Origin of the sequence: Streptomyces antioxidans (assembly GCF_000968685.2) — a bacterium.
Classification (GTDB): Bacteria; Actinomycetota; Actinomycetes; order Streptomycetales; family Streptomycetaceae; genus Streptomyces; species Streptomyces antioxidans.
This window is the reverse complement of record NZ_LAKD02000018.1, coordinates 159,095-172,238: the sequence shown is the minus strand read 5'-3', so window position 1 is coordinate 172,238 and position 13,144 is coordinate 159,095. Positions and strand designations below refer to the sequence as shown.

The 13,144-nt window shown below is 71.1% G+C and carries 15 protein-coding genes and 1 riboswitch; of the genes, 6 read left to right on the top strand and 9 right to left on the bottom strand.

All coding sequences use genetic code 11. From position 1 onward, the window contains the following. The first annotated feature begins 138 nt into the window (after nt 1–138). The 4 genes from VT50_RS09275 (at nt 139) to VT50_RS09260 (ending at nt 3,333) form a co-directional block, all read left to right on the top strand. Complete coding sequence (locus VT50_RS09275) at nt 139–660, top strand: flavin reductase family protein (RefSeq protein WP_079343797.1); 522 nt, start codon at nt 139–141, stop codon at nt 658–660. A 132-nt stretch (nt 661–792) separates the two neighbouring features. Beyond that, a complete protein-coding gene (locus VT50_RS09270; protein ID WP_046088087.1) occupies nt 793–1,644 on the top strand; it encodes an oxidoreductase in 852 nt (283 codons plus the stop codon). Nucleotides 1,645–1,727: 83 nt separating this feature from the next. After that, complete coding sequence (locus VT50_RS09265; protein WP_240529098.1) at nt 1,728–2,288, top strand: TetR/AcrR family transcriptional regulator; 561 nt, start codon at nt 1,728–1,730, stop codon at nt 2,286–2,288. A gap of 220 nt (nt 2,289–2,508) precedes the next feature. Next, on the top strand, nt 2,509–3,333 hold the full coding sequence (locus VT50_RS09260) for a SigB/SigF/SigG family RNA polymerase sigma factor (RefSeq protein WP_046088085.1): 825 nt from the start codon (nt 2,509–2,511) through the stop codon (nt 3,331–3,333). On the opposite strand, the gene VT50_RS09255 is transcribed toward VT50_RS09260, so the two are convergent. After that, a complete protein-coding gene (locus tag VT50_RS09255; protein ID WP_046088084.1) occupies nt 3,309–4,310 on the bottom strand; it encodes a threonine ammonia-lyase in 1,002 nt (333 codons plus the stop codon). The genes VT50_RS09260 and VT50_RS09255 overlap by 25 nt on opposite strands. Nucleotides 4,311–4,333: 23 nt before the next feature. After that, nucleotides 4,334–5,023 carry a helix-turn-helix transcriptional regulator gene (locus tag VT50_RS09250; protein ID WP_240529097.1) on the bottom strand — a complete coding sequence of 230 codons (690 nt, stop codon included), beginning with the start codon at nt 5,021–5,023 and terminating at the stop codon, nt 4,334–4,336. 113 nt (nt 5,024–5,136) lie between these two features. Between VT50_RS09250 and VT50_RS09245 the strand changes: the two genes are divergently transcribed. Further along, on the top strand, nt 5,137–6,021 hold the full coding sequence (locus VT50_RS09245; protein ID WP_046088082.1) for an NAD(P)H-binding protein: 885 nt from the start codon (nt 5,137–5,139) through the stop codon (nt 6,019–6,021). Nucleotides 6,022–6,046: 25 nt separating this feature from the next. On the opposite strand, the gene VT50_RS09240 is transcribed toward VT50_RS09245, so the two are convergent. Beyond that, nucleotides 6,047–6,445, bottom strand: coding sequence for a RidA family protein (locus tag VT50_RS09240; protein WP_046088081.1), 399 nt, complete (start codon nt 6,443–6,445; stop codon nt 6,047–6,049). A gap of 31 nt (nt 6,446–6,476) precedes the next feature. Next, the gene (locus tag VT50_RS09235) at nt 6,477–7,988 is read right to left on the bottom strand and encodes an FAD-dependent monooxygenase (protein WP_420822180.1); all 1,512 of its coding nucleotides are present in this window, start codon (nt 7,986–7,988) and stop codon (nt 6,477–6,479) included. 135 nt (nt 7,989–8,123) lie between these two features. Here VT50_RS09235 and VT50_RS09230 point away from each other — a divergent pair, with 135 nt between their 5' ends. Next, complete coding sequence (locus VT50_RS09230; protein ID WP_206269379.1) at nt 8,124–8,765, top strand: TetR/AcrR family transcriptional regulator; 642 nt, start codon at nt 8,124–8,126, stop codon at nt 8,763–8,765. 55 nt (nt 8,766–8,820) lie between these two features. Here VT50_RS09230 and VT50_RS09225 read toward each other — a convergent pair whose 3' ends face one another. The 5 genes from VT50_RS09225 to VT50_RS09205 all read right to left on the bottom strand — a co-directional run bounded on the left by VT50_RS09225 (nt 8,821) and on the right by VT50_RS09205 (nt 13,142). Next, nucleotides 8,821–9,585 carry a CbtA family protein gene (locus tag VT50_RS09225; protein ID WP_046088079.1) on the bottom strand — a complete coding sequence of 255 codons (765 nt, stop codon included), beginning with the start codon at nt 9,583–9,585 and terminating at the stop codon, nt 8,821–8,823. 21 nt (nt 9,586–9,606) lie between these two features. Next, nucleotides 9,607–9,828 (bottom strand): CbtB domain-containing protein, encoded by a 222-nt coding sequence (locus VT50_RS09220; protein WP_046088078.1) that lies wholly within the window; start codon nt 9,826–9,828, stop codon nt 9,607–9,609. 36 nt (nt 9,829–9,864) lie between these two features. Next, nucleotides 9,865–10,018: riboswitch (cobalamin riboswitch) on the bottom strand. Nucleotides 10,019–10,052: 34 nt separating this feature from the next. After that, nucleotides 10,053–10,922 carry an alpha/beta fold hydrolase gene (locus VT50_RS09215; RefSeq protein ID WP_338058313.1) on the bottom strand — a complete coding sequence of 290 codons (870 nt, stop codon included), beginning with the start codon at nt 10,920–10,922 and terminating at the stop codon, nt 10,053–10,055. A 75-nt stretch (nt 10,923–10,997) separates the two neighbouring features. Continuing rightward, nucleotides 10,998–12,284 carry an alpha-L-fucosidase gene (locus VT50_RS09210; RefSeq protein ID WP_046088076.1) on the bottom strand — a complete coding sequence of 429 codons (1,287 nt, stop codon included), beginning with the start codon at nt 12,282–12,284 and terminating at the stop codon, nt 10,998–11,000. Nucleotides 12,285–12,326: 42 nt separating this feature from the next. Beyond that, entirely contained in the window at nt 12,327–13,142 is an 816-nt protein-coding gene (locus VT50_RS09205; RefSeq protein ID WP_063893239.1) for a carbohydrate ABC transporter permease, read from the bottom strand. Nucleotides 13,143–13,144: the final 2 nt, after the last annotated feature.

The following is a 13,144-nucleotide window of genomic DNA, read 5'->3' as shown; positions in this document are numbered from 1 at the left end:
TCCGGGATCCGCGCCGCGCGGCACGAGGGCGGCCAACTGCCGGGCGCGGTGGGCGCGCTGGCCTGACCCGTCACCGCACTGACCTGACCTGTCTACGCACCGGCCTGACCCGTCACATCGAAGGGAGCAAGCATCACCATGACCACCGCCCCACCCACCCGCCCCGGCCTCCGCATCGACCAGCTGGACTTCCGGCACGTCATGTCCCACCTGCCCACCGGTGTGGTGGCGGTGACCGCCGTGGAACCCGCCTCGGCCCGGCCCGTCGGCCTGATCGTCGGGACTTTCGCATCGCTCTCCCTGGAGCCTCCGCTGGTCGCCTTCAGCGTCGCCCGCACCTCCGGCAGCTGGCCCAGGGTCCGTCACGGCGGCCGGTTCAGCGCGAGCGTCCTCGCCGAGGGACAGGACGCGGTGTGCCGGTCGCTGTCCCGCAGGAGCGGCGACAAGTTCGCCGATGTGCCCTGGCACCCCTCCCCCGACGGCGCCCCGCGCGTCAACGGCGCCGTCGCCTGGATCGACTGCGCACTCGAGCAGGAGCTCGACGGCGGCGACCACGTCATCGTCGTCGCCCGCGTGCTGCGCATGTCCACCGGCCCCGGTGAGCCCCTGGTCTTCCACAAGGGCAGGCTCGGCGGCTACCGGGACACCGCCGCCGCCTGAGGTCCCGCACCGCAGCGCGGCGCCTACACAGCGATGAAAAAAATCGACGTGGTGTAGATTTTAAGGAGGAGAGACCGAGACCTCCGCGCGGCGCGGCTGCCGCGACCGCGCGACCAAGGGATGTGAGCGGAGATGAAGACCTTCCTGATCACCGGTGTGAGCAGCGGGCTCGGCCGGGCGTTCGCCGAGGGGGCGCTCGACGCGGGGCATACGGTGGTCGGCACCGTGCGCCGGGAAGCCGACCGGGAGGCGTTCGAGGCCCTGGCGCCGGGACGGGCCCACGCCAGGCGGCTGGATGTCACCGATGACGTGGCGGTGCGCACCGTGGTCGACGAGGCCGAGGCCACCGCCGGTCCGCTCGATGTGGCCATCGCCAACGCCGGGTACGGCCTGGAGGGGATCTTCGAGGAGACGCCCCTGTCGGCGGTCCGTGCGCAGTTCGAGACCAATGTGTTCGGGGCCGCGGCGACGCTCCAGGCCGTTCTGCCCCATATGCGCGAGCGGCGCGCGGGCCACCTGATGGCGGTGACGTCCATGGGCGGCCTGATGGCGGTGCCGGGGATGTCGGCCTACTGCGGCAGCAAGTTCGCGCTGGAGGGCATGCTCGAGAGCATCCGTAAGGAGGTCGCCGCGTTCAACATCCAGGTCACGGCCATCGAGCCCGGTTCGTTCCGTACGGACTGGGCGGGCCGTTCGATGACCCGCGCGGAGCGCACCGTCTCCGACTACGACGCGCTGTTCACACCGCTCCGCGAGGCACGGACGGCGGCCAGCGGCAACCAGCTGGGCGACCCGCGCAAGGCCGCCGAAGCGGTGCTGCACATCCTCGACGCCCCCGAGCCCCCCGCCCATCTGGTGCTGGGCTCCGACGCGCTGCGCCTGGTCACGGCGGCCCGGCAGGCGGTGGACGACGACATCCGCGGCTGGGAGAAGCTGTCGCGGACGACGGACTTCCCCGGCGGAGCGCAGATCACCACCGCGTGAACCCGCGGAAGTACAGTGCCCACAAGGGCCGATCAGGGGAGGTCACCGTGGGAAGGCGCAGTGCCGCCCCGAGAAAGGGGGACGTGCGCGAGCAGGCGCTCCTGGACGCCGCCGAGGCGCTGCTCGAGCACACCGGCCTCGAGGAGCTCACGGTCGAGGCGATAGCCAAAGGCGCCGGGATCTCACGCGGCTCCCTCTACTTCTACTTCGGCAACAAGCACGAGGTCCTCGCCGCCCTCGTCGAGCGCACCCTGCGCACCATCCGGGCCGGGGCCGACAGCACGGCACAGGACGCGGAGTCCCCACCCGCCGAGGTGATGGAGCGGGCCGTCAGGGGCGTGGAGCGGGTCTGGCGCGAGCACGGCACCGTCATGCGGGCGGCCGTGGACTACTCCGCGCTGCACCCGGTGATCGGAACCGCGTGGAACGACACGGTCGAGGCCTTCGCCCGCACCATGACCCAGGTGCTGACGCGGGCGGGGATCCCCGACGAGAGCCGCCCCGACGGGGCCGCCGCGCTGGCCCGCGCACTGTGCTGGCTGACGGAGCGGACCTTCTACCGCGCGGCCTGCTCCCCCGAGCAGGACTACGCCGCCGCGACCGCGACCACCGTCGCCATCTGGCGTCGGGTCATGGGCGGCTGACGCGGGCCGCGGCTCCCGGAGAACAGAACACGAACCAGAATTCATGAATCCCTTGGTTTGAGGTTGGTGGCCCTGGCTAGAAGAGTCAGTGACCAAGGTGCTTCGGAAGGCAGGCACACCTGGCGGGAGGCGCGCACCGCGCGCTGTGAGCCCCAGTTGTGCCGTGTCGGCCTCCCGCTCCGCTGAACAGCGAACCGAGCAGGGAGAAAAGAGGACCTTGATGAGCGCCATGGGTACCGGCGCCCGCCGCCGCCACGACGACACTCCTGACACCACGGCCGACTTCGAGCGGCTGGCCGCCCTGTCCAAGGGGCCCGAGCGGGACGCCCTGGCCGAGAGGCTGGTCGGGGCATGGCTGCCGATGGCCCACCGCCTCGCCCGCCGCTACCGCAACCGCGGAGAGAACCTGGAGGACCTGGAACAGGTCGCCGCCCTGGGCCTGGTCAAGGCCGTCGACCGCTACGACCCGGGGCGCGGAGGCGCCTTCCAGGCCTATGCCATCCCCACGATCGTCGGGGAACTCAAGCGGTACTTCCGCGACTGCGCCTGGGACCTCCATGTCCCCCGGCGGGTGCAGGAGTTGCGCAACAGGGTCCGCGCCACCATTCAGTACCTCGCCGCGACCGAAGGCACCGACCGCTCCCCGACCGTGGCCCAGGTCGCCCGGGCCGCCGACATGGCCGAAGAGGACGTCCTGACCGGGATGGAAGCCATCGACAGCTTCCGGTCCCTGTCCCTGGACGCCGAACTCGCCGGTGCCGACGACGGCTACTCCCTGGCCGACACCCTCGGCCGTCCCGAGACCCGCTACGACACCGTCATCGCCCGGGAATCGGTCAAGCCGTGTCTGAACCGGCTCCCTGAGCGGGAGCAGCACATCCTGTATCTGCGGTTCTTCCAGGACATGACCCAGGCCGGCATCGCCGAGGAGCTGGGCATCTCCCAGATGCATGTCTCCCGTCTCATCTCCCGCAGCTGCGCCAGGATCCGCGCCCAGGTCGACTCCCCGGTGGAACGGCTTCAGTCCGTCAGCGCCTCGCGGTAGACCGACGGATCGACGTTGCCGCCCGAGGCGACGAGCGCCACGACCCCGCCCCGGACGTCGACCTTCCCGGACAGCAGGGCCGCCAGGGACGCGGCGGCGCCCGGCTCGACCACGAGCTTGAGGAGGCGGTGGGCCGTGCCCATGGCGGCCAGGACCTCCTGGTCGGTGGCGGTCAGGCCGGTGACGTCGTACTGGCGGAGGACGGCCAGGGGGCGGGCACCGGCCGCCGGGCCGGAGAGGGCGTCCATGAGGCCGCCCGGCGGGCGGGGGTTGGCGCAAACGCGGCCGGTGGCGAGGGACCGGGCCATCTTGTCGAAGCCCGCCGGTTCGACGATGTGATGCGCGAGGCCGGGAAACGCGTCGTCGAGCGCGGTGATCACACCGGCGGCCAGCCCGCCGCCACTGCAGTTCACCAGGACCGTGTCCGGGGTCAGCCCCAGCTGGCGCGCCTGCTCGGCGATCTCCAGGCCGACGGTGCCCTGCCCGGCCATGACGCGGGGGTGGTCGAAGGGCGGGATCAGCGTCATCCCGCGCTCCTCCCGGATCCTCCGGGTGATCTCCTCCCGGTCCTCGGTCCGCGGGTCGTACAGCACCGTCTCGGCGCCCCACCAGCGGCAGTTGTCCACCTTGATACGGGGGGCGGTGCTCGGCATGACGATGACCGCGGGGCATCCGGCGAGCCGCGCAGCGGCGGCCACGCCCTGGCCGTGGTTGCCCGCGGAGTAGGTCACGATCCCGGCGCGGCGGGCGCCCTCGTCCAGGGCGAGCAGCGCGTTGAGCGCCCCGCGCACCTTGAACGAGCCGGTCAGCTGCAGACATTCGGCCTTGACCAGAACCCGGGCGCCCACGAGGTCGTCCAGCATCGGGGAGTTGAGCAGGGGCGTCCTGACCACCTGCCCGGTCAGGCGCCGCGCGGCCTCGTGGATGGCGTCGATGCCGAAGCCGGGCACGGCACCGTCGGCGTGGATGTCAGACAAAGCGGGTGTCCTCTCGATAGGGGTCACGCCACGCCGTGCGGGGCGCGGCCGAAGTCGGTGGTCAGCCAGTGCTCGATGGACTCATCGGGGAAGGCGTGCGGCCGGTAGGTGCCCGCCACCCGTGAGAGTTCGGTGATCCGGTCGAGGCGGAAGGCGCGCCAGTCGTCCCGGTGGACGTCGAATGCCACGAGGTACCAGTGTCCGGCACGCAGGAAGTGGCGGTACGGCTCGACCAGGCGGGTGGAGGCGCGGCCGTGCTGGTCGGTGTAGTGGAAGCGGAGCCTGCCGTCCTCGGCCACCGCGTCGGCGATCACACCGACGGCCGCCGCCGAGGCCACCGCGCCGGGCTGCTGAAGCACCTCGGTGGCCAGGTCGGTGGCGGCGGCGCGACGCCGCAGCGGGCGGGGCAGCACGTGGTCCAGCTTGAGCAATGCGCTGGACGCGACCGTCTCCTCGGGGAGGAAGGCGCGGATCAGATGCAGCCCGGCCACCAGCGCGGTGATCTCGTCGGCGGTGAACAGCAGCGGCGGGATCCTGGTCCCGGGGTTCAGCCGGTAGGCGCTGCCGGGGCCCGGGCGGGCCTCGACGGCGTACCCGAGGCGGCGCAGCCGCTGGGCGTCGCGTCGCACCGTGCGGGTGCTCGTACCGAGCCGGTCGGCCAGCTCGGCGGCCGTCCGCTCGCCCCCTGACTGCAGCAGGGTCAGCAGGGTCAAGGTCCTGATGGTCGGATCGGGCTCCATTCCCCCAGCCTTCCAGGAGAGGCGGACAGCTTCCGGCCGCCTTGGTTCCTAGGGTGCGGTTGAACCGCCGATGAGAGGAAGCAACCATGCGGATCGCCGTCACCACTCCGACCGGAAACGTCGGCCGCCATGTCGTCGCCACCCTGGTCCGCGCCGGGATCCGGCCACGTGTCCTGCTGCGCGATCCGGGGCGGCTGGCGGCCGGTGTCCGGGCCGAGGTGGACGCGGTGCCGGTCGACCAGTACGACGCGGACGCGGTGGTGGCCGCCACCCGCGCTATCGACGCGCTGTTCTGGGTGAACCCGGCCAGCGGCCACGGGGATCCCCTCGACGAGTACGCCCGCGCCACCGATGGCGTGGTCCGCGCCGTCACCGAGAACGGGATCGGCCGCGTGGTGTTCCAGTCCAGCGTCGGCGCCGAGAAGCGCCACGGCGCCGGTGAGATCGACGGCCTCGCGGCGACCGAGATCGCCTTGGACGGTACGGGTGCCGACGTCACCCATCTGCGCTGCGGCTACTTCTTCAGCAATCTCGAACTCGAACTCGGGGCGCTGCGCGCGGGCGCCCTCCAGGTGATCCTGCCGCTCGACCAGCCCATGGCGTGGGTGGCGCCCCGCGATATCGCCGAGGTCGCCGCCACCCGGCTGCTGTCCCCCGACTGGTCCGGCCGGTGGGTACAGGCGGTCCACGGGCCCGCCGACCTCACCTGGCGGGAGGTCGGCGACATCCTCACCGCCGCCCTCGGCCGGCCGATCGGCGTCGAGCGGATCACCGACGACGCCATGCGCGCACGGCTCCGCCAGGTGGGGATGGCCGAGAGCCTGGTCGAGGCCGTGCTCGGCATGTCGACCGGCCTGCGCGAGGACTTCGTGCCCGAACTGCCCCGCACCGTGCGGACCACCACCCCGACCACCCTCGCCGCCTGGGCCTACGACCACCTGCGGCACCGGATCGCCGACGACGTCCCGTAGGCGATCCGCGTGGCGTCCCCGGTGGTCACCCGGCCACCACCGCGAATGCCTCGATCTCCATCAGGAACTCCGGCCGCGCCAGCGAGACGACCTGCACCGCCGAGGCGGCGGGCAGCCGGTCGTCGGGGATGCGGGCGGCGCGGGCTTCGCGGATGGCCGGCATATGGGCCATGTCCGTGACGAAGTACGTCAGCTTGATCACATCGTCGAAGGTGGCACCGGCGGCGGCGAGGCAGCGCCGCAGATTCTCGAAGACCTGGCGGGCCTGGGCCGCCGGGTCGCCCTCACCGACGACGTTGCCCGCCTCGTCCAGGGCGATCTGCCCGGAGATGGCCACGAAGTGCCCGGTGCCCTGGACGACATGGGAGTACTGGGCGGCGGGCGCGACTCCGTCCGGGGCGGGGGTCCTGATCAGTTCGCTCATGGGTGCAGCGTAATCATGCGCGGGCCCCGTCTCAGTGCGCGTCCGTCGTCGTCAGACCGCTTCCGATGGTGGCGAGCAGGGTCTCCGCGCAGACGGCCGACGTGTCCGCCGCCCAGCACACATAGCCGTCGGGCCGGATGAGCAGGGCGGCGGCGCCCAGGTCGACGGCGCAGGTGGCCCGGACGAGGTCGACGCGTGGCGGGAGCCGGAGGCCGTCCGGGACGGCTCCGGCCAGATCGAGCAGCACGGCGTGGCCCGAGCCGAACAGCGCCGACAGCCGGGTGGCACCGGCCTCGGTGACCAGGTCGGCGTCCGGCACCCGCCGCCCGGTGAGGGGATGGTCGCCGGGCAGTCCGTAGCGCAGTGAGAGGCCGGACATCAGCCCCGCGAGATGGCGGTTGGCATCGGGCAGGCGCAGCAGGTCGATGAAGATGTCGCGCAGGGCGGCCACGTCCTCGCTCGGGTTGGGGTCCGCCAGGACGCGCTGGGCCGACGTGTGGTGCAGGACCCGGGCCGCGGCCGGGTGCCGTTCCGCCTGGTAGCTGTCCAGGAGGCCGCTCGGCGCCCGGTCCTGGATGACCGCGGCCAGTTTCCAGCCGAGGTTGAACGCGTCCTGTATGCCGAGGTTGAGCCCCTGGCCGCCCATCGGCGGGTGGATATGAGCGGCGTCGCCCGCGAACAGCACGCGGCCCACGCGGTACCGCTCCAGCTGTCGGGTGGCATCGCCGAAGCGCGAGGCGTTGTCCACGGCTCCGAGGGTGGTCTCCTCGCCGTACACCGCCCGCAGCGCGGTGGCGATCTCCTCGCGGGCGACGGGGGCGTCGCGGGCGGTGTCCGCCTGGTCCGCGTGGCCGAAGGTGAAGCGGTACAGATCGCCGCCGACCGGAACCAGCATGGCCCAGTAGCCGCCCGCCTGACGGGTCATGGTGCTGATGTGCCCCCTTTCCTTCGGCACCAGCGAGGACACCGCGGTCAGCCGGATGTCGGTCAGCACCGCCTGATGGGTCCCGGCCCGCCCGGGAAATGGCAGCTCCAGCAGTTTGCGCACCGTGCTGTGACCGCCGTCGCACGCCACCAGATAGCGCGCCCACACCTCCAGGCCGTCCGCCGTCACGGTCACGCCGTCCTCGTCCGCCGCGACCTCCGAGACCGCGGTGGCGCGCAGGATCCGCGCGCCCGCGGCGATCGCCCGCTCCTCGAGCACCTCCTCGATCTTCCACTGGGGGATGCCGATCGGGCCGTCGTGCCTGGTCTGCCAGGGGGTGCAGTCCAAGGGCACGGGCAGCATCGCGAAGTGGCCACCCACCGGGTCCCGCGGGGCGGCCCGCCGCAGCATCGGCTCCAACAGCCCCCGCGACTCCAGCAGTTCGGCCGTCCGGGGCTGGATCGCACCGCCCTTCACCTGCTCGATGCGCCGGTGCAGCTTCTCCAGCACCAGGGTCTGGGCCCCGGCCAGCGCCAGCTCGTACGCCAGCGTCAGCCCGGTCGGGCCCGCGCCCGCGATGACGACGTCGGTCGTGCTCCCCAGCGCCTCCCTCGTCACCGTCTTCTCCCTGGCCACCGTCTTCTCCGTCTTCTCCGTCGGCACGGTCACTCCTCCTCGGTTTCTCGCCTCGGTCTATATGTATACCAGGTGCAGAAATCCCCTGAGGGCAAGCGCTCTGCTACGGTGGACGCCGTGGACGGCAGGCCAGGGCTACGGGAGCGGAAGAAGCAGCGGACCCACGCCGCGATCTCCGAGGCGGCGGTCACGCTCTTCCTCGAACACGGCTTCAACCAGGTCTCGGTGGCCCAGGTGGCCGAGGCCGCCGAGGTGTCCAAGCGCACGCTCTTCGCGTACTTCCCGGCGAAGGAAGACCTGGTGGTGCACCGCCTCGCCGATCACGAGACCGAGAGCGCCCGCGTCGTACGGGCCCGCCCGCACCGCACCGCACCGCTCACCGCACTGCGCGAGCACTTCCTCAAGGGCCTGCGCGAACGGGACCCGATCACCGGGCTCAACGACCATCCCCAGATCCTCAAGCTCGCCCGGATGATCCTCGACACCCCCTCGCTGGTGGCCCGGATGCAGCGGTTCAAGGCCGGTGCGGAGCGCGCGCTCGCGCAGGCGCTGCGGGAGACGGCGGACACCCCGGAGCTCACCGCGCGGCTGGCCGCCGTCCAAATCGTCGCCGTCCAGTGGTCGCTGGCACAGGACAACACCGAACGCGTGACATACGGGGAACCGGCCGACGAGCGCTACCCGGGCGCGGTGGCCGACGCGGAGCACGCGTTCGCGCTGCTGGAGAACGGACTGCGGCATCCGCCCCAGCGGCCCTGAAAACGCGGGAGGGCCCCCGGATGGCTCCGCGGGCCCTCATGCGTGGTCGGTGTGGTCAGTTCGGGGCGGCGGTCGCCACCGTCCGGCTCTCTTCGTCCTTCGCGGGCCTGGGGTTCAGCAGCCGCTCGGCGAGCTCGCCGAAGAGGAGGCCGAAGCCACCCCACAGGATCAGCTGCATGGCGAGGGCGGACAGCCGGAACCGCCACAGGACGGTGGCCGGGAAGTCCGCCGGGACCTCGTTGACGACGGGCAGGAAGGCGTACGCCACCCCGATGACGACGGCGAAGGCGGCCACCGCGGCGACGGTGGCGTACCAGGTGCCCAGCCTCGGGGCGAGCCGCTTGCCCAGGATGGTGGCGGCGATCGCGAGGAGCACGCTGAGCACCATCATCAGGAAGTACAGCGCCGTGCGCTTGCCGATGGTGTCGCCGTCGCCGACGGCGGGCGGGTTGGCCGGGTACTTCAGGAACGGCACGACATAGACCGCGAGCAGCGCACAGCCGGACAACAGCAGCGCGGTGGCCCGCGGGGTGAAGCGGCCGACGCGGCCGAGCGCGACGCAGTACGCGAGGGCGGCGATGCCGCCGAACGCGATCCCGTAGATCAGCACACCGGTGGCCAGACCGGCGGTGGACTGCAGACCGCGGGAGACGAGCTCGACCTCGTGGTCATGCGCGTGGGCGTGGGCCTCCTCGAAGCCGATCGCACGGTCGACATTCGGCTCACCGAGGAAATAGGCGGCGATCAGGGCGAGCACACCGGCGCCAAGTCCGGCGAGCATGCCCCGCACCAACAGGTTTCTCACCGTTGCGGAGTTCATGGGAGTACGGCGTCCCTCGCGTCAGTGGCAGGGGAAGCCGAGCAGATGGCGGGCGTCGTGCACCCACTCATGGACGCCCTCGCCGGACAGGACCGCGGTGGCGCCCTGCTCGGCGCCCACGAAGTACAGCAGGACCAGCATCAGGATGCCGAAGAACAGGGCCCAGGGAGCTATCGCCTTCAGCGGCAGCGTGGCGGGGAGGGCGGGAGTGGTGGCTGGCGGCTGGGCGACATGCTGCGCCATGGCAGTGGCCTCCTACGGGAGTTCGCGTCCCATCTCGGTGGTGCACAAGACGATGGCTGCGGGTCTGACTCACCGAACGTCCCCGTGGGGGCGTCCCGTTCACAGTGGCGCGACCGTGCCGGATTCCCACCGGCTTCCGTCAGGTCATCGTCGATATCGCACCGACGGTACCGCGTACCGGATGGCTGGCCAAGACCGGTCACCTGGTGAGACGTCCGCGGGGCTCACCGTCGGGCGGCGCCGATGAACTCGAGCAGGTCCCGGTTGACGTCATCGGCGTGGGTGATGAAGAGTCCGTGTCCGGCCCGGGGGTACTCCTGGTAGACGTTGTCCGGGACCAGCTCCGCCAGACGGCGGCCGCAGAGGTCGACGGGGGCGGAGGCGTCGGCGTCGCCGTGGATGATCAGGACGGGGAGCTGGAGGGCCGCGGCCTCCGCGCGCAGATCGGTGTGGAATCCGGTCCTGACCACCTCGACGGCCGCCTTGGCCGAGCAGTCCAGGCACCGTCGCACCGTCCACTCGATGAGCTCGGTGGAGATCTTGTTGCCCAGTTGGGTGGCGAAGAACGCCTGGGCGTTCTGGGCCATCCACCTCGGGCGGTCCCTGGTCCGCTCCGCCTCGACGGCGTCGAAGAGGTGCTGCCGTATCCCCTCCTGGTGGTCCGGCGCCCAGGCCATCAGGGGTGCGGTGACGGCCATCAGCACCACCCGGCCCACCCGGTCACGGCCGTGGCGGGACAGATAGCGCAGCACCTCCCCGCCGCCCATCGAGTGGGCGACCAGGGTGACCTCGCGGAGGTCGAGGTGGTCGAGCAGCGCCGCGAGGTCATCGGCGAGGGTGTCGTAGTCGTAGCCGTGGCCGACCCAGTCCGAACGGCCGTGTCCCCGCTTGTCGTAGGCGACGCAGCGCAGGCCCGCCTCGGACAGCGGGAGCATCTGGTACTCCCATGAACCGCTGCCGAGCCAGGCGCCGGTGACGAACACCACCGGCTTGCCCCGTCCCCAGTCGGTGTAGAACAGGCTGGTTCCGTCGGAACCCTCGAAGTACGGCATGGTGGCGGACCCTTCCCGGGCGATGAGATGTCGTCGCGTCACGGCAACTCTCGTCCAGCCGGGTCCCGTCCGTCGATTACGCCGGAGGTAAGGACCGGAGGTAAGGGAAAGGCCGGTTCAGCCGTCCTGGCGCAGGAACAGTTCCACGACCGGTACCGCCACATCGGGGCGGACGACCGGCAGGGTCAGGGTCAGGGTTCCGGGCGGCTGGCCGCCGAGTCCGGTGTTCTGCGCCTTGACCGACGGGTCGATCTCGCGGTACGTGATCTCGGACGCGTCGTGCAGGAACTGCGCGTACTCGACCTTGCCCGCCAGCTCCGGCAGGTGGACATGGCCGAAGGGCCAGGCGAAGAGGTGGAGATAGAGGCGGTTGCCGCGCTGGGTGTAGCGGGTGTCGACCGGGGCACGGTGCGGGGAGGGCCCCGCGCCGTGGATCGAGCGCCGGTGGCGGGACATCCACGCGCCGATCCCCTCCAGCGTGGCGAGGGCGGTGGCGTCGAAGTCACCCCGTCCGGTCGGGCCGACGTTCAGCAGCATGTTGCCGTTCTTCGAGACGCCGTCGACGAGCATCCGGACCAGCAGGTCGACCGGTTTCACCTGGAGGTTGTCGCGGTCGTAGCCCCAGCTGCCGTTGAGGGTCTGGCACGCCTCCCACACCACCGGCCGCCCGTCGACCTCCATGGGCCGGTCGGGCTGGTACTGCTCGGGGGTGACGAGGTCGCCGGGGATGGCGAGCCGGTCGTTGACGATGATCTCGGGCTGCAGCCGGCGGGTGAGCGCCAGCAGCTCCTCCGAGCCCCACTCCTCCTTGCCCTTGCCGTTCCACACGTCGTGGTGGTCGTCGTCCTTGTACGAGAAGTCGTAGAAGAGGTAGTCGATGGTGCCGTAGCCGGTCAGCAGCTCCTCCACCTGGCCGTGCAGATAGGCGCGGTAACGGGCCATGTCGCGGCCCTCGTTGAGCCGCTCGATCTCCTCCGGCGGGTCGTCACGGCGCGGGTGGAGGCCGTCGATGACGAAGTCCGGGTGGTGCCAGTCGATGAGCGAGTGGTAGAAGCCGACGCGCAGCCCCTCGGCACGCACGGCCTCGACGAACTCGGCGACGAGGTCCTTGCCGATCGGGGTGTTCACCGAGGTGTAGTCGGTGAGCTTGGAGTCCCACAGGCAGAAGCCGTCGTGGTGCTTGGTGGTGAGCACCATGTACGTCATTCCGGCGCGCTTGGCGGACCGCGCCCAGGCGCGGGGGTCGAAGAGGTCCGGTTCGAAGTGGCGGAAGTAGCGGTCGTAGTCGTCGTCCGTGATGCGCTCGCGGTTCTTCACCCACTCGTGGCGGGCGGGCAGGGCGTACAGGCCCCAGTGGATGAACATGCCGAAGCGGTCTTCGGTGAACCAGGCGGGGATGGCCATCGAGGGGGATTCCTTTCCCGGAGAGGAGGAGGCGCACAGGGGTCAGCGGCCGCCCAGGCCACTGGTGACGATGCCGCGCACCAGGTGCTTCTGGAGGAGGACGAGGATGATCACGGTCGGCAGCATCGAGATCACCGAGGCGGCCATGACGAGGCTCCACTCATTGCCCTGCTGTCCGAAGAACGCCTGGAGGCCGAGCGGGATGGTGGCGCGCGCGTTGACATCGTTGACGATCACGAGGGGCCACAGGAAGGAGTTCCAGTAGCTGATGAAGGTGAAGACGGCGAGCACGGCGAGGGTGGGCCGGGCCAGGGGCACCATCACGCTGAGGAAGGTGCGCACGGTCCCGGCGCCGTCGACCCGGGCCGCGTCGTCCAGCTCCTGGGGGACGGTCAGGAAGAACTGGCGCAGCAGGAACGCGCCGAGTGCGGTGAACGCCCACGGGATGATGAGCGCCTGCACGGTGTCCACCCATCCGACGTTCTGCATCATCACGTACATCGGGATGACGAGGACGTCCTGGGGGATCATCAGGGTCGCGAGGAACAGCAGGAACACCACGTTCCGGCCGCGCCAGCGCAGCCGGGAGAAGGCGTATCCGCTGAGTGCCGCGACGGTCACGTTGATGGCGGTGCCGACGGCGGCGACGAGGACACCGTTGAGGATGAAGCGGGCGAACGGCAGATAGCTGAAGACGTCGGTGTAGTTCTGCCACCGGAGCGCGGAGCCCCAGAGGGTCGGCGGGGTGGTGAAGGTTTCCGACTCGGGCTTGAGGCTCGTGGCCACCATGTAGATGAGCGGTGCCATGAAGGCCAGGGCGATGAGGCAGAGGATCAGATAGCCGATCGCGCGGCGCACCC